General features: G+C 72.7%; 23 protein-coding genes. 2 read left to right on the top strand and 21 right to left on the bottom strand.

Going from position 1 to position 23,423, the window contains the following annotated elements; all coding sequences use genetic code 11:
• Positions 1-31 precede the first annotated feature (31 nt).
• The 8 genes from ACWCPI_RS26110 to ACWCPI_RS26075 form a co-directional block, all read right to left on the bottom strand.
• Entirely contained in the window at positions 32-466 is a 435-nt protein-coding gene (locus ACWCPI_RS26110; RefSeq protein ID WP_451040413.1) for a VOC family protein, read from the bottom strand.
• A 23-nt stretch (positions 467-489) separates the two neighbouring features.
• Entirely contained in the window at positions 490-1,155 is a 666-nt protein-coding gene (locus ACWCPI_RS26105) for a response regulator (RefSeq protein ID WP_451040412.1), read from the bottom strand.
• Entirely contained in the window at positions 1,155-2,489 is a 1,335-nt protein-coding gene (locus tag ACWCPI_RS26100; RefSeq protein ID WP_451040411.1) for a sensor histidine kinase, read from the bottom strand. Before ACWCPI_RS26100 ends, ACWCPI_RS26105 begins: the two co-directional genes overlap by 1 nt.
• Before the next feature lie 287 nt (positions 2,490-2,776).
• On the bottom strand, positions 2,777-3,451 hold the full coding sequence (locus ACWCPI_RS26095) for a response regulator (protein WP_451040410.1): 675 nt from the start codon (positions 3,449-3,451) through the stop codon (positions 2,777-2,779).
• The gene (locus tag ACWCPI_RS26090; protein WP_451040409.1) at positions 3,448-4,863 is read right to left on the bottom strand and encodes a histidine kinase; all 1,416 of its coding nucleotides are present in this window, start codon (positions 4,861-4,863) and stop codon (positions 3,448-3,450) included. The genes ACWCPI_RS26095 and ACWCPI_RS26090 overlap by 4 nt, the downstream gene beginning before the upstream one ends.
• Complete coding sequence (locus tag ACWCPI_RS26085) at positions 4,856-6,064, bottom strand: acyltransferase family protein (protein WP_451040408.1); 1,209 nt, start codon at positions 6,062-6,064, stop codon at positions 4,856-4,858. The genes ACWCPI_RS26090 and ACWCPI_RS26085 overlap by 8 nt, the downstream gene beginning before the upstream one ends.
• Entirely contained in the window at positions 6,057-7,154 is a 1,098-nt protein-coding gene (locus ACWCPI_RS26080; protein ID WP_451040407.1) for an alpha/beta hydrolase, read from the bottom strand. Before ACWCPI_RS26080 ends, ACWCPI_RS26085 begins: the two co-directional genes overlap by 8 nt.
• A gap of 275 nt (positions 7,155-7,429) precedes the next feature.
• Positions 7,430-8,368, bottom strand: coding sequence for an alpha/beta hydrolase (locus ACWCPI_RS26075; RefSeq protein ID WP_451040406.1), 939 nt, complete (start codon positions 8,366-8,368; stop codon positions 7,430-7,432).
• A gap of 198 nt (positions 8,369-8,566) precedes the next feature.
• On the opposite strand from ACWCPI_RS26075, the gene ACWCPI_RS26070 reads away from it, so the two are divergent.
• Positions 8,567-9,169 (top strand): TetR/AcrR family transcriptional regulator, encoded by a 603-nt coding sequence (locus ACWCPI_RS26070; protein WP_451040405.1) that lies wholly within the window; start codon positions 8,567-8,569, stop codon positions 9,167-9,169.
• A gap of 7 nt (positions 9,170-9,176) precedes the next feature.
• Here ACWCPI_RS26070 and kynU read toward each other — a convergent pair whose 3' ends face one another.
• The 12 genes from kynU to ACWCPI_RS26010 form a co-directional block, all read right to left on the bottom strand.
• Complete coding sequence (kynU, locus tag ACWCPI_RS26065) at positions 9,177-10,436, bottom strand: kynureninase (protein WP_451040404.1); 1,260 nt, start codon at positions 10,434-10,436, stop codon at positions 9,177-9,179.
• Positions 10,429-11,289, bottom strand: a complete 861-nt coding sequence (locus ACWCPI_RS26060) for a tryptophan 2,3-dioxygenase family protein (RefSeq protein ID WP_451040403.1) — start codon at positions 11,287-11,289, stop codon at positions 10,429-10,431. The genes kynU and ACWCPI_RS26060 overlap by 8 nt, the downstream gene beginning before the upstream one ends.
• Positions 11,290-11,440: 151 nt before the next feature.
• The gene (locus tag ACWCPI_RS26055) at positions 11,441-11,854 is read right to left on the bottom strand and encodes a DUF3151 domain-containing protein (RefSeq protein WP_451040402.1); all 414 of its coding nucleotides are present in this window, start codon (positions 11,852-11,854) and stop codon (positions 11,441-11,443) included.
• A 64-nt stretch (positions 11,855-11,918) separates the two neighbouring features.
• Positions 11,919-13,397, bottom strand: coding sequence for an MFS transporter (locus tag ACWCPI_RS26050; RefSeq protein ID WP_451040401.1), 1,479 nt, complete (start codon positions 13,395-13,397; stop codon positions 11,919-11,921).
• A gap of 92 nt (positions 13,398-13,489) precedes the next feature.
• On the bottom strand, positions 13,490-14,512 hold the full coding sequence (gene fbaA / locus ACWCPI_RS26045; RefSeq protein WP_451040400.1) for a class II fructose-bisphosphate aldolase: 1,023 nt from the start codon (positions 14,510-14,512) through the stop codon (positions 13,490-13,492).
• A 171-nt stretch (positions 14,513-14,683) separates the two neighbouring features.
• Positions 14,684-15,232, bottom strand: a complete 549-nt coding sequence (pyrE, locus tag ACWCPI_RS26040; protein WP_451040399.1) for an orotate phosphoribosyltransferase — start codon at positions 15,230-15,232, stop codon at positions 14,684-14,686.
• A 19-nt stretch (positions 15,233-15,251) separates the two neighbouring features.
• A complete protein-coding gene (locus tag ACWCPI_RS26035; protein WP_451040398.1) occupies positions 15,252-16,049 on the bottom strand; it encodes an aldose epimerase family protein in 798 nt (265 codons plus the stop codon).
• Between the two features lie 75 nt (positions 16,050-16,124).
• Complete coding sequence (locus tag ACWCPI_RS26030; RefSeq protein ID WP_451040397.1) at positions 16,125-16,982, bottom strand: SRPBCC domain-containing protein; 858 nt, start codon at positions 16,980-16,982, stop codon at positions 16,125-16,127.
• 230 nt (positions 16,983-17,212) lie between these two features.
• Positions 17,213-18,856 carry a polyamine aminopropyltransferase gene (locus ACWCPI_RS26025; protein WP_451040396.1) on the bottom strand — a complete coding sequence of 548 codons (1,644 nt, stop codon included), beginning with the start codon at positions 18,854-18,856 and terminating at the stop codon, positions 17,213-17,215.
• Between the two features lie 119 nt (positions 18,857-18,975).
• A complete protein-coding gene (locus ACWCPI_RS26020; protein WP_451040395.1) occupies positions 18,976-19,509 on the bottom strand; it encodes a DUF2617 family protein in 534 nt (177 codons plus the stop codon).
• Positions 19,510-19,897: 388 nt separating this feature from the next.
• The gene (locus ACWCPI_RS26015; RefSeq protein ID WP_451040394.1) at positions 19,898-20,146 is read right to left on the bottom strand and encodes a hypothetical protein; all 249 of its coding nucleotides are present in this window, start codon (positions 20,144-20,146) and stop codon (positions 19,898-19,900) included.
• Positions 20,147-20,375: 229 nt separating this feature from the next.
• Positions 20,376-21,011 (bottom strand): hypothetical protein, encoded by a 636-nt coding sequence (locus tag ACWCPI_RS26010; RefSeq protein ID WP_451040393.1) that lies wholly within the window; start codon positions 21,009-21,011, stop codon positions 20,376-20,378.
• A 332-nt stretch (positions 21,012-21,343) separates the two neighbouring features.
• Here ACWCPI_RS26010 and ACWCPI_RS26005 point away from each other — a divergent pair, with 332 nt between their 5' ends.
• Positions 21,344-22,546 (top strand): pyridoxal phosphate-dependent aminotransferase, encoded by a 1,203-nt coding sequence (locus ACWCPI_RS26005; protein WP_451040392.1) that lies wholly within the window; start codon positions 21,344-21,346, stop codon positions 22,544-22,546.
• An 82-nt stretch (positions 22,547-22,628) separates the two neighbouring features.
• On the opposite strand, the gene ACWCPI_RS26000 is transcribed toward ACWCPI_RS26005, so the two are convergent.
• Positions 22,629-23,183 (bottom strand): Uma2 family endonuclease, encoded by a 555-nt coding sequence (locus ACWCPI_RS26000; protein ID WP_451040391.1) that lies wholly within the window; start codon positions 23,181-23,183, stop codon positions 22,629-22,631.
• Positions 23,184-23,423 lie beyond the last annotated feature (240 nt).

Below are 23,423 nucleotides of genomic sequence, written 5' to 3'. Positions count from 1 at the left end.
TAGACCGCCGTCCCCCTCTCTGACCAGGGGTCTAGAGGGTGCCGAAGTCGGGAAGCGTGACCGAGCCGTCCTCGGCGAGCGGGAACCCGGGGTTGTACGCGACCTCCCAGGCGTGCCCGTCGGGATCGACGAAGGCGCTGGAGTAGAACCCGATCGCGTTGACGGCCGCCGGCTTGGTCACGGTGCCGCCGGCTCGCTGCACCGCCGCGAGCAGCGCGTCGACCTCCGCCTGCGAGCGGACGTTGTGCGCGAGGACGATCCCGCCGAACCCACCCGCCGGCCCTGGCTCCACACCGCAGTCCCGCGCCAGCTTCTCCCGCCCCCACAGGACCAGTCCCAGGCCGCCCGCCTGGAAGAACACGGTCTCCTCGACCTCCTGCCCGCGCCAGCCCAGGGCCTCGTAGAAGGCCTTGGAACGGGCGAGATCGGAGACTCCCAGCGTGATCAGGGTGATGCGCTGTTCCATGCCCTCACCGTAGCCCCGGCGTCTCAGCCCGGAGTGACCAAGCGCGCCTCGTAGGCGAACACCGCCGCCTGCGTTCGGTCCCGCAGACCCAGCTTCACCAGGATCCGGCTGACATGGGTCTTGATCGTCGACTCGGCCACCACCAGCCGCTCGGCGATCTCCGCGTTCGACAGGCCCTGGGCGATCAGCACCAGCACCTCCGTCTCCCGCTCGGTCAGGTCCCCGTAGGCCGCGTGCGCGCAGGACATCGCGCGCGGGGCGTCGGACAGCTTCGAGAATTCCGTGATCAGCCGCTTCGTCACCGAAGGCGCGAGCAGCGCCTCCCCGGCCGCCACCACCCGCACCCCGTCGGCCAGCCGGCGTGCCGAGGCGTCCTTCAGCAGGAAACCGGAGGCTCCCGCACGCAGTGCCTGGTAGACGTACTCGTCGAGATCGAAGGTGGTCAGCACCAGCACCTTCGCGGCGCCGTCGGCCGCGACGATCTCCCGGGTGGCCTCGATGCCGTTCAGCTCCGGCATGCGGATGTCCATCAGCACCACGTCGGGGTCGAGTTCCCGTACCCGCTCCACCGCCTCGCGGCCGTTCACGGCCTCGCCGACGACCTCGATGTCCGGCATCGCGTTCAGCAGGACCGAGAAGCCTTCGCGCACCATCATCTGGTCGTCCGCGATGAGCACCCGAATGTTCATCAGCCGTCCCCTGCCGTCATGGCGACCGGCAGGAACACCGTCACCTCATAGCCGCCGTCCTCGGTACGGCCCGCCGTCATCTCGCCGTTCAGCATGGTGACCCGCTCGCGCATCCCGGTGATGCCGTGCCCCGCACCCGGCGATGGCTTGAGGAGGGCCGGCGTGGGCGGCGGGCCGTTGACTATGCGCAGGCCCAGGCCGCCGAGGACGTACCCGATCTCGACGCGGGCGCTCGCACCCGGCGCGTGTCTCAGGCTGTTGCTCAGGGCCTCCTGGACGATCCGGTACGCCGACAGCTCCACCCCGGGCGGCAGCTCGCGCACCGCGCCGGTCACCGCCTTCTCCACGGTCAGTCCCGCGTCCCGCACGTTGGCCAGCAGGGCGTCCAGGTCGCCGAGCGTGGGCTGCGGGGCGTCCGGGGCCTCGTAGTCCTCGGCGCGGACGACACCGAGGACGCGGCGCAGCTCGGTGAGGGCCGCCACCGCGTTCTCCCGGATGGTGGCGAAGGCCCGCTCCAGCTCCGGCGGCGGGTTCTCCACCCGGTAGGGGGCGGCCTCCGCCTGGATGGCGACGACCGACATGTGGTGGGCCACGACGTCGTGCAGCTCGCGGGCGATGGTGGTGCGCTCCTCCAGCAGGGTGCGCCGGGAGCGCTCCTGCGCGGTCTCCGTCTGCTGGGCGGTGACCTCCTGCCTGGCCTCGCGGCGTATGTGCCGGACGGCGACGCAGAGCAGGATCATCGCCGATATGACGAGCATGGGGCCGGTGTTCGTGCCGTAGTAGTAGCCGGGGCCGAATCCGGCCTCCGCCAGAAGGCCGTACGCCGCCGTCAGCGCCCACATCCATGCCGCCGTACGCGGCCGGGTGCGCACGGCCACGACGGTCAGCACCGTCAGATGGCAGGCGAAGGCAGCGGGAGCCCACGGCCAATCACCCAGGCTGCCGCTGAGCACCGAGACGACCGGGGTGGCGGCCATGGACAGCCAGAAGGCCCCGACGGGGCGCGCCATGGTCAGCAGGACGGGGAGGGCGCAGAGCGGACCGGTCAGCAGGAACGGCCCACCGTCGACACTGCCGATGGCCAGCGTGAGCAGTGCGGCCGCGGTGATCAAGGCGTGCGCCCGCCAGGCCGCGTAGTCCCTCAGGCGGCCGGGCAGTCGCCGGGTCAGCGGGCCGTCCACGGGCAGGCGGGTAAGCGGCCGGTAGGCGAACGCGTCATGGAACAGGTCCTGCCGCAGCCCGTGCAAGGCATCCGCGGCCAGCCGGAACTCCGGACTGCGTGGCTTGGCGCCGTCGCCCGTCGGCGGGGTCGGCATCTGGGTCGTCTCGGTCACGTACAGAACGGTAGGCGCACAGTGCTGCCGCGGTCGTCCCCAGTGAGAGGGGTTCCTTCGGGTCCCTCTCAGGTACTACGGGTATCACCGCAGGTCGTCGGGTCGTCAGTCGCCGGGTCGCCTGGGGCGCCGAGGCGTCGGGTCGCCGGGGCGCCGGTCGCTGCGTCCTGCCTTCGTCTCCCGGCCTGCCGTCGTGCCGCCGCGTGTCAGGCCGTGGGGCCGGGCGCGGTCGGTGCGCCCCTTCGCACGGCCGCCCGGCCGGCATCCCTCCCGCAACCCCGGTCCGCTCAGTACCCGGAGGGCCGCACCAGCCCCGACTCGTACGCGAACACCGCCGCCTGCGTCCGGTCCCGCAGGCCCAGCTTCACCAGGATCCGGCCCACGTGGGTCTTCACGGTCTGCTCGGCCACGACCAGACGCTCGGCGATCTCCGCGTTCGACAGGCCCTGGGCGATCAGGGCGAGGACCTCCGTCTCGCGCTCGGTCAGGTCCCCGACTCGTTCCTTGAGCGGGGCGCGGGGCCGATTGTCCAGGCGGGAGAACTCGGAGATCAGCCGCCGGGTGATGCCGGGCGCGAGCAGGGCGTCGCCCGCGGCGACCACCCGTACCGCCTCGGCGAGTTGGTCGGCGGAGGCGTCCTTCAGCAGGAAGCCCGAGGCTCCCGCGCGCAGTGCCTCGTACACGTACTCGTCGAGATCGAAGGTGGTCAGCACCAGGACCTTGATGTGCGGTGTGTCGGTGGTGATGCGCCGGGTGGCCTCGATGCCGCCGAGTTCGGGCATGCGGATGTCCATCAGGACGACATCGGGGGCGAGTTCGGCGACCTTCGCGACCGCGTCGAGTCCGTCGACCGCCTGGCCGATGACGTCGATGTCGGGCTTGGTGTTGAGCAGCACGGTGAATCCCTGCCGGACCATCTGCTGGTCGTCGGCGATCAGTACGCGGATGGGGCTGCTGGTCATGCGGTGCCGTCCTCGATCGGGTGGTTGGCGTGACTGGGATTGTCGGGGACGTAGCCGATGCCCTCGATGCGCTGGTGCGCGGGAAGGTACGCGCTCACCACATAACCGCCGTCCTTCGACGGGTACGCCGACAGGGCGCCGCCGAGCATCGCGGCCCGCTCCCGCATGCCCAGCAGCCCGTGGCCCGCGCCCTGCGAGGGCGGGGCGGGGCGCTCCGGCCGTGAGTTGGTGATGCGCATGGTCAGCCCGTCGTACTCGTAGCGGACGGCGATGCGGGCGACGGCGCCGGGAGCGTGCCGCAGGATGTTGCTCAGCGCCTCCTGCACGATCCGGTACGCCGAGAGTTCCACGCCGGGCTGCAGCGGGCGGCGCCGCCCGGTGATCTCGACGGTCACGGTCAGGCCGGCGGCGCGTGTGTTCTCCACGAGCGCCTCCAGCCGGTCGAGGGTGGGTTGGGGGGCGTGCGGGGCGGAGGCGGTGCCGGTGCCGGTCGCGTCGTTGGGGTCCGGGGCGTCGGGGTGTTCCGAGCGCAGGACGCCGAGGACGCGGCGGAGTTCGGTCAGGGCGTCCAGGGCGTTCTGGCGGATGCCCTCCAGGTTCTCCTTCAGTTCGTGGGACGGGTTCTCCACGAGGTGGGGAGCCACCTGGGCCTGGATCGAGATGACGGACATGTGATGGGCGACGACGTCGTGCAGTTCGCGGGCGATACGGCTGCGCTCCTCCAGGAGGGTGCGGTGGGCCCGCTCCGCCGCGGTGAGGGTCTCCTGTGCGACGAGTTGGGTGCGGGCCTCTTTGCGGCCGCGCAGGGCCGTGCCCACCAGCACGGCCACGGCGAACACCGCGACCGCGACGGTGCCGGTGGCGGAGTAGTGCCGGGCACCGATGACGCCCTGGAGGACGAAGGTCGCCAGGCCCGACGCGGCGAGGGCCGCGACGGCGTTGCGGGTGGGGACGCGGAGGGCGAGGAGCAGAAAGACGGCGGCATGGGCGATGACCGCGGGGGTGCTCCAGGGCCAGTTGGGGTCGGGCGGTACGACGTCCGGCAGGCGGGGGCGGGCCACCAGGGCGGTGACGATCGTCGCCGCGAGGCTCAGGGCCCAGGCCCGCCCCGGGCGCCACAGGGCGAGGACCAGGGTGAGGCCCTGAGTGAAACCGGCGAGCAGGCCCTGGGCGGTGGTCAGGCCGTAGCTGACGCTCAGTTCATTGCCGCCGGCCAGCGAGACGCCGAGGGCGATCCAGAAGGCGATGAGGATGGTCAGCCAGCGGCGCCAAGGCGTGCCGAAGGGCTTGCGCAGGTGCTGGGTCAGGCGGCGTCCGACCGTGGGAGCGGGTGGGGGCGGCCCCTGTGGGGGGCGGGCACCGTCGGGCCTGCGGGACCCCTCCTCTTCGTTCACGTGGTCAACCCTAGGCATGGTGCGATGCCTTCTTTTCCCGGTTCCGTGGTGTGCGTTGGGAGTGGATCACCCGGGACTTACGGTTCACCGGACGGCGAGGGCCCTGTTCACAGGGGCGGAACGCCGTCCGGCACAGGGCCAGCGCGGCGGTGAACAGCGGTAGCCAGGCCAGGCGGGCCGCCACCCAGCCGACATGGTCGGGCAGGGTGTGCAGGCCCGGGAGGTGACCTGCCGTCAGGGCGGCAGCCGTGGTGGCCATCAGGGCCGTCTGGTGCCAGAGGAAGATCGTCATCGCGGAGAGGTTGAGCAGCGCCACCGCCGCCCACAGCAGGGGTCTGCGCATCGCACGGCGCAGTGGCCCGCGCAGGAGCAGCGCCAGACCGCACTGGGTCAGGCCGAAGGTCACGGCGGCCAGTGTCGGCGGGTTGAGGTTGGAGACACCGGCGCCGGGGACGCCGACCATCGACGCCGGGTATCCCGCAGCGGCCACCAGCGCCGCCGTCACCGCGGCGCCGCCGACCAGCAGGATCCAGCCGGCGCGGCGGCGCTCCAACTCGCCCCGGGTCCAGGCCGCGCCCAGGGTGAACGGCACCAGCCAGCCGGCCGCCAGGTTCACCCAGCCGAGCCACGCCGGGGCGCCCAGGCCGAAGCGGAGCAGGTCCACATGGAGGACGACGGCCAGGGGCCAGAGGGGGTTGACGCGCAGGAGGAGGGGCGTTGCCGCGGTGAGCGCCGCGAAGACCAGGAGGAACCACAGTGGGGACAGGGCGAGTTTGAGCAGGGTGTGAACGGTGGCGAGGTCCGTGCCCGTGAGGAGCAGGAGAGCCGATGTCACCGTCCACAGGGTGAGGACGGCCGCCACCGGCTTGAACAGACGCGACAGCCGGGACGTCAGCCACTGTCCGTACGTCGTACCGCGGGCTCGGGCCGAGGCGTAACCTCGGGTCGCCACATGGCCGCCCACCAGGAAGAACACCGCGAGAGTCTGGAAGGCCCAGGAGATCGGGGCCAGCCAGGGCATGTACTGCAGCGGGCTCGCGGTGCGCAGGCCGGTCGCCCCCTTCGCGACCAGCGCGGTGACCAGCCAGTGGCCCAGCACGACGCCGACGATGGCGAAGGCCCGCAGGGCGTCGACCGCCCGGTCGCGTTCCGCGGGCGTGGCGGCGTCGACGCGGGCGGCGCCCCGGCGTATCCCCTGCCAGGTGCCACGCTCAGCCACGGGTCACCTCCGCGGTCTCGCCCAGGACGATGCGGGTCAGGTTGGCCAGGGACGCCGAGCCGGGCCTGAAGTAGTCGCTGTGGCCGCCCTCGCCCGCCGCGAAGACCCGGGCGCCGAAGGACGGGGACATCGGGTCGGTACCGAAGCCGACGGTCGTGCCGAGCAGGTCCATGCGGATGTGCGGGACCTGCGCCACCCAGTCGTCGCTGCCCCGGGCCGCCCAGACGCGCGCCGTGGTGTGCAGGTCCGCGGCGGTGTCGGCCCCGGTGCCAGGGCTGCCGATCAGCGCGATGTCGTCGACGTCCAGGTGGGCGGCGGCACCGGCGCAGACCACCGAGCCGTAGGAGTGGCAGAGCAGGGACATCCGTGGTGAGTGCGGCCGGGTGCCGGCCCGCCCCTTCGGCCCGCCGTCCGGGAGGGCGCGCAGCTGCCGTACGAACGCCCGCAGCTTTGGCGCCGCCTCCTCGGCTCGGCCCGCCGTCGTGACCGTGGTGCTGACGGTGCCCGGCGTCTCGTAACCGAGCCAGGCGACCACCGCGACCCGGGTGCCCCGCGGGGCCTCCTGGACGAGCCTCTCGTGCAGGGCCCGGGCGGCGCTGCGGAAACGGCCGTACGTGTCGATCGAGGTGTCGGATCCCGGGACCAGCACCGCGATGCGGTCGGCGTCGGCCAGGTCGCCGAAGACCTCCGTCGCGAGGCCGGCGCCCCGGCCGTCGAAGGAGAGGAAGCGGCGGGACGGGTCGGCCATCGCGCGGTCGGCCGCGGCCCGCTCGCGGTCGCCGTGGGCCGCGGCCATACGGGCCGCCTCGGCGGCGTTGGCCCGGTTGGCCGCGTAGGCCTCGTCCAGCGTCACCGCCGTCACCGGTGCGAGGGCGGCCGGGGCCGGCGCGGGGATCTCGGGGCGTGCGGCGCCGGACAGCGGGACGACAAGGGCTCCGGTGATCAGCGAGGCGAGCAGAAGGCGGCGCCATCTGCCGGTGCGGTGGTCCCTGTGCAGCTCATCCGGCTCGTGCGGCCTGCCCGGCCCACCGCCCGGCTCCTGCCTGCTGCCCGACGCGCCCGCCGCACCGGCCCCCGTCGTCCGCCCCATGGTCGCTTCCCTCCCGGTCCGCCCGGCCATCGGGCTTGCCTGGAAGGGAAATTACGGACGCGGACCCGTCGTCCGCGTCCCGCCAGGGAACTCACCTGCGACGTAGCTCTCAGGTATTACGGGTATGAAAGGGCCGCCGTCACCGATGCCCGGCCTGCGATCATGCCGGGCCCGCGTTCGTGCCCGGCCCGCGTTCGTGCCCAGCCCGCGTTCACGTCCGAGCCCGCGTTCATGCCCCAACCCGCCCCAGCCGCGTCCTCGTGCGGGGCGACGCCTCACCAGGCCAGCTGCCCGATCTCCTCCGCCACCACCGCACACGCGTCGGCCGCCGGGTCGATCAGCGGAAAGTGCCCGACGTCCTCCAGCAACGTCAGCCCGACGACCTCCCCCGCCTTCGCCGCAGCGTCCGCGTACGACTCGGCGACCGCCTGCGGCACCACGAGGTCCGCGCGGCCCTGCACGAGTGTCGTCGCGATGCCGGTCGGAAGCAGCAGAGCGGGGTCGGCGTACGGCTGGCGCTCGGCGAACTCCACGTCGGCGCCGAGGAGTTGGCGTGCGGCTCCGCCGCAGACGTCCAGCTTGTCGGCGACCGCGAGGTCCGCGATCGGGGCGAGGGCGACCACGCCGCGCAGGGACGCCGGGCCGGCGGTGCGCCAGGGGGCGTCCGCGGGCAGGACGTGGCGGGCCGCCCCCCACAGGGCCAGATGGCCGCCCGCGGAGTGCCCGACGAGCACGGTCCGTCGCGGATCGGCCTGCGGGAGGGCCTCCCGCGCCAGCGCCGGCAACGCGTCCAGCGCCGCGGCGACGTCGTCGAAGGTCGCCGGCCAGCGCCCGGCGACCGGCCCGCCGCCCGCCCCTGGACCCGCCGGCCCCGAAGCACTCCCGCCCGACCTCAGCGCGCCCTCCGCGCCCTCCGCGCCCTCCGCGCCCCGCCGGTACTCCACGTTGGCCACGGCGAACCCCCGCCGCGCCAGGAACTCCGCGAACGGCGTCACATGCCGGCGGTCGTAGGGAGCCCGCCATGCCCCGCCGTGCAGGAGGACGACCAGCGGGGCCGGAGCGCCCGGACCCGGCTCGGCGCGCGGGGCGTAGAAGTCGATCACCTGGTCGGGGTGGTCACCGTACGAAGCGAGGGCGTCGGGATCGACGGGCGGGTGCGAGAAGGCCGACTTCTCCTCGGCGGCGGCCCGGGCTGCTGCGACGTCGTCCGGCATGCTCCAACCTCTCAGCGACGAAACGGTTTTGGACGGAAGCGGGGGTGGCGGACCAGGTGGGGATTCGGCCGTTGGCGGGGACGGTACCAGGCCGGTGACATGGGCGGACACGGGGATGTCACGCTCGGTGAGGGTCAAACGGCTCCGCAGTTCCGTTACGCTGGCGGCGCACACCGTACGCGCACCAAGGAGGCTGATATGTCCGCCGAACCCGGCACCCTGCGTCCCGGGGGGCGTACCGCGCGTGTCCGTGCGGCCGTACTGCGGGCGGCCGGAGACGTGCTGGCCGAGCAGGGGTTCGACGGCCTCGACCTGGCGGACGTCGCCCGGCGCGCGGAGGTGGGCAAGACGACCGTGTACCGGCGGTGGGGCTCGGTGACCGGGCTGGTGGCCGACCTGCTCGCCGACATGGCCGAGCAGTCGCTGCCGCGCGAGGAGACCGGCACGGTGCTGGGGGACCTGCGGGCCAACGCCGCGCTGGTGCAGCGGACGCTGGCGGACCCCCGGCAGGGCGCCCTGTTCCGCGCCGTCATCGCCGCGGCGACCTGCGACGAACGGACGGCGACCGCACTGCGCCGCTTCTACGAGGTGCGGGTCGCGGAGTGGGCGCCGTGCGTGGAACAGGGCGTCGCGCGGGGCGAGTTGCCCACCGGGACCGACGCCGGGGCGGTCGTACGGGCGGTGTCGGCACCCCTCTACCACCAGTTGCTGACGACGGGCGTGATCCCGGACGCCCCCGCCGCGGAGCGCGCCGCGCGGGCCGCGCACGCGGCTGCCGTGGCGGGGGTGTACACCGTCTAGCCGGGCCCTACGAGGTTCGGCGCAGCACGTCCCCCAGCACCCGCGCCGCCCGCTCCACGTCCGCGAACCCGACGTACAGCGGTGTGAAGCCGAACCGCAGTACGTCGGGATGCCGGAAGTCGCCCACGACCCCTCGTTCGATGAGCCGCTTCATGACCTCCTCGGCACTCTCGCAGCGCAGGGCCACCTGGCTGCCGCGTCGGTCGTGGGCGGCGGGGGTCACGGACTCGACGCGCCCCTGACCCGCGTACGCCTCGACGCACTCCAGGAAGAAGTCCGTCAACGCCAGGGACTTGGCCCGTACCGCCTCGATCGACACACCGTCCCAGACGTCCAGCGCGGCCTCCAGGGCGAGCATGGACAGGATGTCCGGCGTGCCGACCCGCCCGCGCAGGGCACCCGCCGCCGGCTCGAAGTCACCGCGCATGCCGAAGGGGTCGGCGTGCGAGTTCCAGCCGGGCAGCGGCGAGTCGAAGCGGTCCTGGAGATCACCGCGTACGTACAGATACGCCGGTGAACCCGGGCCGCCGTTCAGGTACTTGTACGTGCAGCCGACCGCCAGGTCGACCCGGTGCTCCTCCAGGCCCACCGGCAACGCGCCCGCGCTGTGGCACAGGTCCCAGACCGCCACCGCGCCCGCCGCGTGCACGGCTGCGGTGAGGGACGGCAGGTCGTGCAGCCGGCCGGTGCGGTAGTCGACGTGGTTGAGCAGGACGGCGGCCGTACGCTCGCTGAGCGCGTCCGGCACCTCTGCGGGCGTCACCGGCCGCAGCGTACGGCCGGTCAGCCGTGCCGCCGACTCGGCGATGTACCCGTCCGTGGGGAAGGTCGTCGCGTCGACGAGGATCTCGTCGCGGCCGGGCCCCGCCAGCCGTACCGCGCCCACCAGTGCCTTGAAGACGTTGACGCTCGTGGAGTCGCCCACCACGATCCGGCCGGGTGCCGCGCCGACCAGCGGGGCGATCCGGTCGCCGATCCGCTCGGGCGCGGTCCACCAGCCGCTCTCGTCCCAGGACCGGATGCGCAACCGGCCCCACTGCCGCCGTACGACGTCCTCGATCCGGCCCGGCACGTTCGCGGGCAGGGCGCCCAGGGAGTTGCCGTCGAGGTAGACGACCTCGTCGAGCACGAACTCCGCGCGCTTGCCGGCGAGTTCGTCTGCGGCGTCGAGCTTCTCCGCCTTCCTGGCCAGTTCGGCCCGCGTGAGCAGTTCGGCCTTGACGCGGGGTGCGGTGCCGGCGGTGTCGTGTCCGGTCGGCTCAGACATGGGACCTCGCCGTCCACAGCTCCGGGAACACGTTCTTCTGCGCCCGCTTCTCCAGCCAGGCCACCCCGGCCGAACCGCCGGTACCCGCCTTGGCGCCCATCGCGCGCCGGGTGGCGACCAGGTGGTCGTTGCGCCAGCGCCACACCAGTTCCGCGACATCGGTCAACGCCTCGCCGAGACGCGTGAGTTCGGCGTTCTGGTCGCCGGAGTAGATCGCGGTCCAGGCGGCCTCGACCGCCTCCGACGGCTGGTAGCGCTGCGCGACGTCGCGCTTCAGGACGGCCTCGGGGATCGCGCAGCCGCGCCGGGCGAGGAAGCGCAGCACCTCGTCGTACAGGCTCGGTTCGTGCAGCGCCTTCTCCAGTTCCGCGTGGACGCGGGGTGCGCCGCGGTGCGGGACCAGCATCGAGGCGGACTTCTCACCGAGCAGGAACTCCATCCGGCGGTACATCGCCGACTGGAATCCGGAGCCCTCGCCGAGGGCGCTGCGGTAGGCGTTGAACTGGGCGGGCGTGAGCTGTCCGAGCGGCGTCCAGGAGGCGTTCAGCGCCTCCAGCTCGCGTACGGAACGCTTCAGGGCGTCGATCGCCACGCCGACGCGGTCCTCGCGCAGGGCGCGCGCGGCGGTCTCCCACTCATGGACGATGACCGTGAACCACAGCTCCATCACCTGGGTCGTGACCAGGAAGACCATCTCTCCGGGGTCGTCGGAGAGGGTGTGCTGGAGGTGGGTGAGTACGTCCGCCTTGACGTAGTCCTCGTACGGCGTGGTGCCCGCGAAGTCGAGATTCGGGGTCTCGGGCTCCTGGGTCTGCGCGGAAGTGTCCGTGGCCTGGTGAGCCGGCTGGGACATCGCTGTCTCCTGTGTAACTCCGGGTAGCGGTCCGCCCTGCCGTTATCGGCAAAGGGGCCCCGGTCCCCACTCGGCATCCTCAGGGATCGCCCCGGACATCGCAAGGCCCGCCCTGGTCACACCGCCGGGGCGGGCCGCTGTCACGATCCGGCTAGCCCAGCGTCTGGGCCGCCGTCGGCGAGGAGTCCTTCAGGAACTGCGAGCAGCGCTCGTACTCCTCCTGCTCGCCGATCGCCCCCGCGGCGCGGGCGAGGGCGTGCAGCGCCCGCAGGAATCCGCGGTTCGGCTCGTGCTCCCAGGGGACCGGGCCGTGGCCCTTCCAGCCGGTGCGGCGCAGGGAGTCCAGGCCGCGGTGGTAGCCCGTACGGGCATAGGCGTACGACTCCACGACGCTGCCCCGCTCGAACGCCTCGTCGGCCAGCTGGGCCCAGGCCAGGGAGGAGGTCGGGTACTTCGCGGCGACGTCCGCGGGGGCGGTGCCGCCGGCGAGCAGCTCGCGCGGCTCGGGGTCGTCGGGGAGGTGGGTCGGGGGCGGGCCCCCGAGCAGGTTTTCGTGAATGGCCATGGGTTCAGTGTGGGCCATCACCGCACCCACCGGACGTCGGCACCCTGCCCCCGGCAAACCCGCCCTACCGACTCTCCTCCCCCGAAAGCCGCCCCCCGCTCCGCACCCCCTCCAGCGGCGGGGCCGTGATCGAGCCGTGGTGGAGGCATTCCGGCCTGCGGCAGTCCGGTGGCAGGGGGCGTACCGTCGCCAGGGCCACCGCGGCTCCGAGGACCAGCAGGCCCGCGCAGATCAGCATCGCCCGCCCGAACGCCTCGTCGAAGGCGTCGGCCGAGCGGTACGCCTCCTCGCTCATCCCCGCCAGCAACGGCAGCGCGGCCACCGCTACCAGGCCCGCCGCCCGGGCCGCCGCGTTGTTGATGCCGCTGGCCAGGCCCGCGCGGGCGGTGTCCACGGAGGCCAGGACCGTGGCGGTGAGCGGGGCGACCAGGGTGACCATGCCGAGGCCCAGGACCAGCAGGGCGGGCAGGACGTCGACGACGTACGAGGCGTCCGGGCCCACCCGCAGCATCAGCAGCAGCCCGGCCGCGCACAGCAGCGGCCCGGCCGTCAGCGGGATGCGCGGGCCGATCCGGTCGGCGAGCGCGCCCGAGCGGGCCGAGAACAGCAGCATCAGGACGGTCGTCGGCAGCAGGGCCGTGCCGGCACCGAGGGCGGAGTAGCCGACGACGACCTGGAGCTGGAGGGCGGCGAGGAAGAAGAAGCCCCCGAAAGCCGCGTAGACGCAGAGCGTGACCAGGTTGACCGCGGTGAACTGGCGGGACGAGAAGATGTCGAGCGGCATCATCGGGTCGGGGCGGCGCTTCTCGACGTAGGCGAAGGCGACCCCCGCGGCCACACCGGCCACCGCGGTGACGGCCACGACGAGCGAGCCCTCCTGGGCCTCGATCAGCGCGTACGTCACCAGGGCGAGGGACAGGGCGCCGAGGGCCGCGCCCAGGACGTCGAAGCGGCCGTGCCCGCCGCCGCCCGACTCGGGGACGTGACGTACGGCGACGGGAGCGCACAGCAGGGCCAGCGGGACGTTGAGCAGGAACACCCACCGCCAGCCCGGCCCGTCCACCAGCCAGCCGCCCAGGAACGGCCCGACCGCGGCGCCGATGCCCCCGAACCCCGACCACAGGCCCACGGCCCGCCCCCGGTCGTCGGGATGGAAGGACGCCTGGATGAGGGCGAGCGAGCCCGGTGTGAGCAGCGCCCCGCCGACGCCCTGAAGGGCCCGGGCGGCGATGAGCACCCCGGCGTTCGGGGCGATGCCGCACAGCAGCGAGGCGGCGGCGAACCAGACGACCCCGATGACGAAGATCCTGCGCCGCCCGTACCGGTCCCCCAGCGAACCGCCGAGCAGGATCAACGCGGCCAGCGTGAGCATGTACGCGTTGACGGTCCACTGGAGTGCGGCGAGGTCGGCGTCGAGGTCCTCGCCGATCCGTGGGAGGGCGACGTTGACGACGGTCGAGTCCAGCATGGCCATGCTGGAGCCGAGAACGGTGGTGAGCAGGATCCACCTGCCCTGCGGTGAGGCCAGCCGGACGTCGGGCATGCCCCCAGGTATACAGCGAGCCCGGCGCCGTGGGCAGGCGCCGGGCTCGGAGGTCCACCGGGAATCCGGTGGAACCGCTTGATCTTCTGAAACTACTTGATCTTCGTGCCCGCGGAGCGCAGGTTCGAGCATGCCTCGACGACACGCGCGGCCATGGACGCCTCGGCGAGCTTGCCCCAGGTCCGCGGGTCGTAGGTCTTCTTGTTGCCGACCTCGCCGTCGACCTTCAGGACGCCGTCGTAGTTCTGGAACATGTGGGCCGCCACCGGACGCGTGAACGCGTACTGCGTGTCGGTGTCGATGTTCATCTTGACGACGCCGTTGTCCAGCGCGGTCGCGATCTCCTGCTCGGTGGAACCGGAGCCGCCGTGGAAGACGAAGTCGAACGGGGACGCCTTGCCGAACTTGGCGGCGACGCCCTCGTTCAGCTCCTTCAGCAGCTCCGGACGCAGGACGACGTTGCCCGGCTTGTACACGCCGTGGACGTTGCCGAAGGAGGCGGCGAGCAGGTAGCGGCCCTTCTCGCCGAGCCCGAGCGCCTCCGCCGTACGGATGGCGTCGTCGACGGTGGTGTAGAGGGAGTCGTTGATCTCGTGCGAGACACCGTCCTCCTCGCCGCCGGTCGGGGTGATCTCGACCTCAAGGATGATCTTCGCGGCGCGGGCGCGCTCCAGCAGCTCCTGCGCGATGGACAGGTTGTCGGCGAGGGTCTCGGCCGAGCCGTCCCACATGTGCGACTGGAACAGCGGGTTCTCGCCGCGGGCGACGCGCTCCTCCGACACGGCCAGCAGCGGGCGTACGTACCCGTCGAGCTTGTCCTTCGGGCAGTGGTCCGTGTGCAGGGCGACGGTGATGTCGTACTTCTTGGCGACGATGTGCGCGAACTCGGCCAGGGCGACGGCGCCGGTGACCATGTCCTTGTTGTGCTGACCGCCCAGGAACTCGGCGCCACCCGTGGAGATCTGGATGATGCCGTCGCTCTCCGCCTCCGCGAAACCGCGCAGGGCCGCGTGCAGGGTCTGGGAGGAGGTCACGTTGATGGCCGGGTAGGCGAACTTGCCTGCCTTCGCCCGGTCGAGCATCTCGTTGTAGACCTCGGGGGTTGCGATGGGCATCTGTCCGCTCCTTGAGTGTGCGGGTTGACGTACTGCGTTACTGCGTTTTTCTTACGGCCCTGACCTAGACCTTGGGAGGTGTGACGTCGTCGTCGGCGCCCATCTTCCCAGACGAACCGGGATGCTCCGAGCGCCTGTCACCAGCCGAGACGGATGTCCGCCGGGACCAGGTCAGTCGAGGCCGAGCTCGTCCTTGGAGTAGGCGAACAGGTACGGCACACCCGCGCCCTCCTGGATCTTCTCGGCGGCGCCGGTGGCCCGGTCGACGATCGTCGCCACGGCGACGACCTCGGCGCCCGCCTCGCGCACGGCCTCGACGGCGGCGAGCGGGGAGCCGCCGGTGGTGGAGGTGTCCTCGACCACCAGCACGCGCCGGCCGGCGATGTCCGGCCCCTCCACCCGCCGCTGCAGCCCGTGCGCCTTGGCGGCCTTGCGGACGACGAAGGCGTCCAGCCGCTTCCCACGCGCGGCGGCGGCGTGCAGCATGGCGGCGGCGACGGGGTCGGCGCCCATGGTGAGCCCGCCCACCGCGTCGAACTCCAGGTCGGCGGTCAGGTCGAGCAGCACCTGCCCGACCAGCGGGGCCGCCTCCCCGTCGAGGGTGATGCGCCGCAGGTCGACGTAGTAGTCGGCTTCGAGCCCCGACGACAGGGTCACCTTGCCGTGCACCACGGCCTTGTCCTTGATCTGCTGCAGCAGCTCGCCACGTACCTCAGTCATGCCTGTCAGCTTAGACAGCTCACAGCCGCCGCCAGCTCCAGGTGGTCGAGGCCTCCAGCGGCTCCAGCGGCGTGACGAGCCGGGGCAGGGTGTTCAGCCCGTTGGGCGGCCCGGTCTGCGGCTCCACACAGACGGCGGCCTCCTGCTCGTCGTAGACGACGACCCACTCCGCACGGCTGGCGACCTTCAGCTCCAGCTGGTCCGGCCAGGTGAGCGTGACGTCGACCCCGCCGGGCATGCCGAAGCAGTCGTCCCAGGGGCCGGGCTTCGGCTCGACGCGGTTCCCGGTCGGCAGATGGTCCTCGCCGCGCTCCTCCTGCCAGGCGGGGCTGAAGTCGAGCCGGACGTCCTCGGTGCCCTCGCCGCCGAGGTTCCGGTTGAACCAGGGGTGCCAGCCGATCTGGGCCGGGAAGGAGGCCTCGTACGTCTCGACGGACATGGTGAGCGTCAGGCTGCCCTCGGTGAGCCGCACGATCTGGGTGACGCGACCGGTGTACGGCCAGGGCTCGGTGAGGTCGTACGTGATCACGGCCTCGTCGGCCACGACCCGGGCCACGTGCCAGGCGCCGTCGCGGGCGGTGCCGTGGATGGCGTGCGGCGGGGCGTTGAGCGGCAGCTGCCGGACGACGGCACCGTCCAGGAACCGGCCGTCCCGGATCCGCCCGCACCAGGGGACCATCGGGAAACACCCGAACCGCTCCCCCTGCCGCAACAGTTCCCTGCCTCCGACCCGCAGCCCCCCGACGCGACCGCCGTTCCCCGGCAGCACGTCCACCTCCGCGTCGCCCGCGGTCAGCGTGATGTCTTCGTTAGGCACGGCACGACCCTACTGGGACGATCAAGCCCCGCTGAAGACCGCGTCCCGCCCGCAGCGGGCCTCGCACAGGGCCGCTCAGCGCCGACGCCGCAGCATCCGCCCCGCCACGATCGCCGACGCCAGCACCACCGCGGCCGCCGGAGCGGCCCACCGCAGCGCGGAACTCGGCGCCACCGTCTGCGGCGCGGGCACCGGCGCATAGCGTCCCCGTGGCGGCGCGTGATCCACTTCCTCCGCGCTGCGCCCGATCATCGTCCGCCGGGCGTGCGCCGCCTCGGCGACGGCGGGCTCCTCGGCATCAGCCTCGGCGCCGGTCTCGGCTTCGCCGCTTCCCCGCTCCCCGCCGTCCGGCTCAGGCGCGGACTCCCGCTCCGCCCCCGCCTGGGCCGCCGGCCCGGGCACCGCGGCGTCATCCGCGTCCGGCGTCGTCTCGAAGTCACTGGTGACCCGGGTCTCGAACTCGCCGGGAGCCAACTCCTCCCAGCGCTCCGCTGCGTCCGTCCCCGTCTCCTCGGCGACCGCGCCCAACTGGTCCGCGAAACGGTTCAGCAGCCGGGCCACGGCCGCGTCCACCGCCTCCGCCCCGAACTCCGAGACCCGCCCGTCCGCCGAAGCGGTCCCCTCGAACCGCACCGTGGAGCCGCCCTCGGCCTGCGCCACCCGCACCGTCAGCGCGAGTTTCACGGAACCGGTGCCCCGTGCCTCGGTCGCGTCGCCCTCGACGGCGTACGAACCGTCGTCCTGCGCGGAGACGCGCACGGCACCCCGATACGTGATGGTGTGACCGCCGACCCGCACCTTCAGCCGCCCGGCGACGGGCTCGGCACCCGCGTCCTGCTGGAGCCCGGGGACCGCCCGGGCAACCCGGACGGGGTCGGCCAGCACCGCCCTGAGCCGCTCGGCCTCGACCGGAACGAACACCTCATGCTCCATGCTGAGCGAGCCTACCCAGCATGGCGTGAACCGCACCCGCACATCCGCGGATTCTCACCACCGCGAGCCCCCTGAGCCTTGGCCTCTGGCCTCTATGGCCCCTGAGCCCTGCCCCCCCCCCCCGAGTCCTGCCCCCCGAGTCCTGAGTCCTGAGCCTGCCCCCTGAGCGAACCGCGCTCTCCCCCGCCCAGCCGTGATCGCCGCGCCACGCCCACCACGGTGGTCGCCCCTCAGTACCGCGGATGCACCAGCGTCGACGCCCCCGACCCTGCGACCCGCATCCCCTCCGCCGCCCGCGCCGCCGCCGAAAGCCCCTTCCGCGTCAAGGTCCCCGTCCGCGGCGCCCCCTCCCCCGCGGGGAGCCGCAGTGCCGGTCGTTCTCCTCGGCCGGCCAGTACGAACCCCCAGTCGCGCGGGGCTCGGGTCCGGCCCGTCGAGCGGTCGGGGCCCGGGGTGAAGCCCGCGACGCCGCCCGTGACGCGGTACGGGGCGGTGCCCAGACCCGCCGCCCGCAGGGTCGTGTCGACCGTCCAGAAGACGCGGGGGCTGGAGGACACCGGCCCGGCGTGGACCGCGAGCCGGCCGTGCGGGGTCAGGGCGCGGCCGACGAGGCCGTAGAACTCCTGCGAGTACAGCTTCGTGCTGGCTGTGATCCCGGGGTCGGGCAGGTCGGAGACGATGACGTCGTACGTCGCCGGCGGCGCCGCCCGCAGCCAGTGGAAGGCGTCGTCCGTCATGACGTGGACGCGGTCGTCGTCGTACGCGTGGCCGTTGAGCCCGGACAGCGCGGGGTCGCGGCGGGCCAGCCGCACCACCTCGGCGTCGGCCTCGACGACATCCACCCGGTGCACCCCTCGATGGCGCAGCACCTCGCGCGCGGCCAGCCCGTCACCACCGCCGAGGATCAGCACCCGGCTGTGCCCGCCGCTCATCGCGGGGTGGACCAGCGCCTCGTGGTAGCGGCGTTCGTCGCTGCCGCTGACACGCAGGCGGCCGTCGAGGAAGAGGTCGAGGGGGCGGCCGTGCGTGCCGCCGGTGATGACGACCTCCTGGAGTTCGGTCCGGATCGCCACGCGGACGTCCCGCCCGTACACCGCGTGCCGTGCCGCCCGTTCGAAGTCGTCCACGAGTACGGCGGCCGAGGCGAGGACGCCGAGCACGGCGACGTTGGCGGCGACCAGCAGCCAGCGGGCGCGGCGGGTGAGGTCCCCGCGGAAGAGGCCGAGGACGAGCGCGCCGCCCACGACGGCGTTGACGGCGCCGGTGATCAGGGCCGCGCTCAACTGGCCCAGCAGCGGCAGCAGGAGGAAGGGGAAGGCGAGACCGCCGACGAGCGCGCCCACGTAGTCCGCGGCGAACAGGTCCGCCACGGCGCCGCCGGCGTCCTGCCGTCGGATGCGCTGGATCAGCTCCATCAGCAGCGGCACTTCGGCCCCGATCAGCAGGCCGATGGTGAGGGAGAAGGCGACGAGGAGGCAGCGGGGCCCGTTGGCCCACATTCCGCCCCAGTCTCCGGTCCACGCGAAGACGGCGTACAGGGCGAGCGCGCTGCACCCGCCGACGAGGGCGAGTACGGCCTCGATGGCGCCGAAACCGGCCGCGGCGAGCGGACGCAGACGCTTGGCGACGAGGGAGCCGATGCCCATCGCGAAGACCATGACGGACAGGACCACGGAAGCCTGGGTGACCGAGTCGCCGATCAAGTACGAGGCGAGTGCGACCAGTTCGAGTTCGTACACGAGTCCGCAGGCGGCGCAGACGAAGACGCCCGCGAGGACCAGGAACCGCCCGGTGCCCGGGCGGACCGGAAGCCGCGCGCGGCCGCCCCGGTGCGCCGGAGTGCCGGGTGGGGCGGGGGCCTGCGGTTCGATCACGCTGCCGACGGTACGTTACGCCTGCGGCACGCTTCGTCACCCACACGTGTGGTGTTGAGGTGGCGGACGTTTGCAGTCGGCCGAGGACGATCGCCGGTCGGCGGCTCGTCCGGCCGTCCCTACGCCTTGACCGGCCGAAGAGCCGCGGGTCTGCGCACCCCCACCCTCGTCCTGGTCGCCACCAACTGCCCGTCCTGCGGGTACGCGTGCCACGTCCACCAGTGGACCTGCCCCTCGTGGTGCTGGGCCAGCAGCGCGGTGAAGGCGTGCGGGCTGCCGGGGAAGACGCCGGCGAGGCCGTGCGGGTGGTCGGCGACCAGCGCCAGCAACTCCTGTGCACGGCCCGCGAACTGATTCGGCGACAGCTTCTCCACCCGGGCCGCGAATTCGTACTCCCAGTCGTCCGCCCGCTTGGCCACGCCGAGCGGCAGCGGTGTGCTGCTGCCGGGCATGCAGGCCACCGTCTCCGAGCAGTCGCCCCGCTCCTCCTCCAGCAGCACCTGGTGGGACGCGCCGAGCAGGCGCAACTGGAGTTTGGCACCCGTCAGTTCGATGTCCAGGGTGGCCAGGGCGGGCAGCGGCTCGCGCCCCAGGGCCCAGGCGAGATCGGCCGCGCGCGTGTCGGTGTAGGCGGTGTTCAGGGTCGTGAGCATGGATCCGCTCCGCAAGCACACAAGGAAAGGGGAGGTGTCGGTCTCCGGCGAACCCGGCCGACACCGGGAGATCGGCCCGGTCAGCCCAGTCGGCCGGTCAGATGGGTGTCCGCGGGACGTCCGAGGGGCTGCGTGGGTGAGTGTCAGGGAATCATGAACTGTGGCGCCGCCACAGCGTTTTTACCCAAGTTCGTGGGCTTTCCATCCCTCAGAGGGCTTATCAGCTCACCTGTTCAACTCCGGCGTGCGCCGAACCGAACGAGGCGTGCGCCGGAGCGCGCCCGGCCCACCGTGAGCCCCAGGGGAACGGCACAGCGGGGCCGGTCAGGCACCGGCCCCGCTCGGTACGGATGCGGTTCCCCCTTCCGGGGAGCTCAGCTGCCCCGTGTCAGCTGCCTCCGCCACCGCATCCGCCGCCGCCCCCGCAGGACGACCCGCCGCCGCAGGACGACCCACCGCCGCCGCAGGACGAGCCGCTGTCCCCGCCGCCCGCCCACCAGCTGCTGCCGCCGCTGTCGTGCGAGCGGCCCCTGCGGCTGTGCGAGCGCTGGGCCGGGCGTCCACCGCTGCGCGCGACGGACACGAAGATCACGGCGAACACGACTGCGACCAGCGCCACGACAATGGCTGTAACCATGGCGTCAGCCCCCTTCCGATCCCCCGAAGCGGACCGAGGCGTCCCCCGTGGGCGCCTCCCGCTCGGTGCGTGCGAGGGAGATGCCCGGCCCTCTCGCGAGCCAAAGCAGAGTTGAGGAACTTCAGAGGGTTCAACCGGCGAACGACCCCTGACCTGCACAGAAGCCCAGTTCGGGGCCGTTCGGGGCTCACTGCGCCGTCCGGGGGCCGTGATCTTGCCCACCGATTGTTCAGGCGCCGAGGTGTGCCCCGTCGCCGGCGCCGAGGAGGGGGATCGTGAGCCGGCGTTCGACAGCGGAGGGCAGGGACCACAGTTCGGCACGCCGCTTCTCGTCCTTCGAGCCCTGGCGGGCGGCGCGGCGGATGCCGGGCACGGCCAGCGCCAGGGCGGCGAGCGACACGGCGAGCCCGGTGCCGAGGAGGACACCGGCGAGCACGGCGCCGTCCGCCAGGGCGAACGGAAGCGCGATCCCGAGGCAGAGCGCGCCGAGGCCGCCGAGGACGGCAACCATCCACCACAGTGGTGTGAGCGGGTGCTCGTTGCGCAGGTGGCTGACCAACTGCCGGTCGGTGGGACGCCGACGCGGGTGCTCCTCGGCGGCGCCGAACAGCTCGGCTCGCCCGCGCAGCGCCCACACGGCGTGCGCTCCCACCCATGCGACGGGCAGCACGAACAGCGTCACCAGCACCAGACCCGCCTGGACCGCCCGCGGCACCGACACCCACCCGGAGGCGTCGACGACCACGGACGCCACGGCGGCTCCGACGAGTACGGCACCCGCCACGCTCGTGGCCACGAGCCATCGCCGGGCCCCACGCACCCGGGCGCTGAGAGGGAACTCGACCGCGTCCAACGTCTTCTCCAATCGATGACCGCAGGTACTCTACGCAGCCCTCTGAGAAGGATGACGGTCCCCGACGGGCACCGACCCGGAGCGACGGACCGCGCTGGAGAGGACCCTGCTCGTCCCACGAGCCGCGAAGCCGCGTCCGGGCCACCCGTCAGCGCGGGCGAGCGGCACCCTGGCCGACACGCCGGAGGAATGGCCGCGTCAGCCGGGTCGTCCAAGAGCGGCCGACAACGACGGACGACGACAGTAACCGACCACTCGTGCCCTGCTCGGAGACGGTCCGGGGGGCACCTTCGCAGGCGTAGATCCCGAAGGCAGGTTGAGGAACTCCGGAGCCTGGGCGCAGGATGACCGGCATGACCTCCAGTTCCCGCCCCCTGCTGAACCGCCGGCTCGCCGAGTTCGGGACGACGATCTTCGCGGAGATGTCCGCGCTGGCCCTGCGGACCGGGTCCATCAACCTGGGCCAGGGCTTCCCCGACACCGACGGCCCCGAGGAGGTCCGCGAGGCCGCCGTGCGGGCGCTGCGGGAGGGCCGCGGCAACCAGTACCCGCCGGGCCCGGGCATCCCCGAGCTGCGCACCGCTGTGGCCGCGCACCAGGAGCGGCGCTACGGCCTGTCGTACGACCCCGACGGCGAGGTCCTGGTCACCGCGGGCGCCACCGAGGCCATCGCGGCGGCGCTGCTCGCGTTGCTGGAGCCGGGTGACGAGGTGATCGCCCTGGAGCCGTACTACGACTCGTACGCGGCCTGCATCGCGATGGCGGGCGGGACGCGGGTGCCGGTGACCCTGCGGCCGGACGGCACCGACGCCGACCGGCGCTTCCGGCTCGACCTCGACGAGTTGCGCGCCGCCGTCACGGACCGCACCCGCCTACTGCTGATCAACAGCCCGCACAATCCGACGGGCACGGTCCTCACCCGCGCGGAGCTGGCCACGATCGCCGAGCTGGCCGTCGAGCGGGACCTGCTCGTGGTGACGGACGAGGTGTACGAGCACCTGGTCTTCGACGACGCCGAGCACGTGCCGCTCGCCACGTTCCCGGGGATGCGGGAGCGGACGGTGACCATCGGGTCGGCGGGCAAGACGTTCTCGTTCACGGGCTGGAAGGTCGGCTGGGTGACCGCGCCGTCCGGCCTGGTCACGGCCGTTCGCTCGGCGAAGCAGTACCTCACGTACGTCTCGTCGGGGCCGTTGCAGTACGCGGTCGCGGAGGCGCTGGCCCTGCCCGACAGCTACTTCGACGACTTCCGCGAGGACATGCTGACCAAGCGAGACCTGCTGGTGTCGGGGCTGGCGGAGGCGGGATTCGGGGTGTTCAGGCCGGCGGGCACGTACTTCGTCACCACCGACATCCGCCCCCTCGGTGAGCGGGACGGCGTCGCCTTCTGCCGCGCGCTGCCCAAGCGGGCCGGGGTGGTCGCCATCCCCAACGCGGTCTTCTACGACCACCGCGAGGAGGGCGCGCCCTTCGTGCGGTTCGCGTTCTGCAAGCGCACGGAGGTGTTGGAAGAGGCGGCCGACCGGCTCAAGACGCGGACCGCATGACGGCCGACCGGCGTACCGGCCACACATACACAGCTGCCCCGAGCCGCCACGAACCCGCGCCGCCGCACCGGTAAGTCCTTCGTCAGCGGGCGTCCGCCTCGGGATCCGGGCGCGGGAGTTCGTCGAGGTCGAGGGTGAAGGTGCGGCCGTCGGCCAGGGGGATGGGGAGCTTGCCCGTGCCGTACTTGTGGGTGTGTGCGGCGATGTAACCGGTGGCGGTCGGCTGGGTGTGAAGGACGACTTCCTGGGCGTAGGGGTCCACGACCAGGTAGATCGGGATTCCGTAGCGACCGTACTTCGCGGTGCAGTCGTCGTAGTCCTTGCGTGCGGAAGAGGCCGAGACGACCTCGGAGATCAGCAGGACGTCCTCGAAGCTGTAGCGCTTGCCTTCCTTGCGTGCGTCCTCGCGCAGGATCGCGAGGTCGGGGGCGGAGTTCTCATCGGCGGGGAAGTCGATGTAGACATCGGAGGTGACCTTCGCGTGACGGCCGAGGGCAAGAGCGGAGTCGATCTGCATCGACCTGATGGTGCTGGAGTGCTCTTCGCTCTGCGGGGTCATGATCACCTTTCCGTCGGCCCCGAACAGGACCGTGTACCCCTTGGGGAACTCGGTGTGCACGATCGCGTCGACGCTCATGGACGGCTCCTTCCCGTGTGCGGTCAGGATACGACGGACAGTGCCGCGTCACCGAGCCCGTCACCACGGCCGGCAGACCGGCCCGGACAGGTTGTACGGCCCGCTCACCACCGGTGCCGGAGCTCCGCAGCGGGGCCTGTCGCACGGACATGCCCGCCCGCCGCCCCGCCGAGCCGTCCACAGCCTGTGGACGGGCCTCGACGGCGAGAGCCCGGCCCAGGCGTCCGGCCGTGTGCCGGC

The organism is Streptomyces sp. NPDC001920 (assembly GCF_053594495.1).
This window is presented reverse-complemented; position numbering and strand designations above follow the sequence as displayed.

Bases quoted from the DNA above. Each gene is read 5' to 3' on its own strand.
- ACWCPI_RS26015 (WP_451040394.1), bottom strand. From the start codon at position 20,146: ATGGTTACAGCCATTGTCGTGGCGCTGGTCGCAGTCGTGTTCGCCGTG.
- ACWCPI_RS26070 (WP_451040405.1), top strand. From the start codon at position 8,567: ATGTCCGCCGAACCCGGCACCCTGCGTCCCGGGGGGCGTACCGCGCGT.
- kynU (WP_451040404.1), bottom strand. From the start codon at position 10,436: ATGTCTGAGCCGACCGGACACGACACCGCCGGCACCGCACCCCGCGTC.
- ACWCPI_RS26030 (WP_451040397.1), bottom strand. From the start codon at position 16,982: ATGGAGCATGAGGTGTTCGTTCCGGTCGAGGCCGAGCGGCTCAGGGCG.
- ACWCPI_RS26090 (WP_451040409.1), bottom strand. From the start codon at position 4,863: ATGCCTAGGGTTGACCACGTGAACGAAGAGGAGGGGTCCCGCAGGCCC.
- ACWCPI_RS26110 (WP_451040413.1), bottom strand. From the start codon at position 466: ATGGAACAGCGCATCACCCTGATCACGCTGGGAGTCTCCGATCTCGCC.
- fbaA (WP_451040400.1), bottom strand. From the start codon at position 14,512: ATGCCCATCGCAACCCCCGAGGTCTACAACGAGATGCTCGACCGGGCG.
- pyrE (WP_451040399.1), bottom strand. From the start codon at position 15,232: ATGACTGAGGTACGTGGCGAGCTGCTGCAGCAGATCAAGGACAAGGCC.
- ACWCPI_RS26050 (WP_451040401.1), bottom strand. From the start codon at position 13,397: ATGCCCGACGTCCGGCTGGCCTCACCGCAGGGCAGGTGGATCCTGCTC.
- ACWCPI_RS26000 (WP_451040391.1), bottom strand. From the start codon at position 23,183: ATGAGCGTCGACGCGATCGTGCACACCGAGTTCCCCAAGGGGTACACG.
- ACWCPI_RS26005 (WP_451040392.1), top strand. From the start codon at position 21,344: ATGACCGGCATGACCTCCAGTTCCCGCCCCCTGCTGAACCGCCGGCTC.
- ACWCPI_RS26105 (WP_451040412.1), bottom strand. From the start codon at position 1,155: ATGAACATTCGGGTGCTCATCGCGGACGACCAGATGATGGTGCGCGAA.
- ACWCPI_RS26095 (WP_451040410.1), bottom strand. From the start codon at position 3,451: ATGACCAGCAGCCCCATCCGCGTACTGATCGCCGACGACCAGCAGATG.
- ACWCPI_RS26055 (WP_451040402.1), bottom strand. From the start codon at position 11,854: ATGGCCATTCACGAAAACCTGCTCGGGGGCCCGCCCCCGACCCACCTC.
- ACWCPI_RS26080 (WP_451040407.1), bottom strand. From the start codon at position 7,154: ATGGGGCGGACGACGGGGGCCGGTGCGGCGGGCGCGTCGGGCAGCAGG.
- ACWCPI_RS26060 (WP_451040403.1), bottom strand. From the start codon at position 11,289: ATGTCCCAGCCGGCTCACCAGGCCACGGACACTTCCGCGCAGACCCAG.
- ACWCPI_RS26020 (WP_451040395.1), bottom strand. From the start codon at position 19,509: ATGCTCACGACCCTGAACACCGCCTACACCGACACGCGCGCGGCCGAT.
- ACWCPI_RS26075 (WP_451040406.1), bottom strand. From the start codon at position 8,368: ATGCCGGACGACGTCGCAGCAGCCCGGGCCGCCGCCGAGGAGAAGTCG.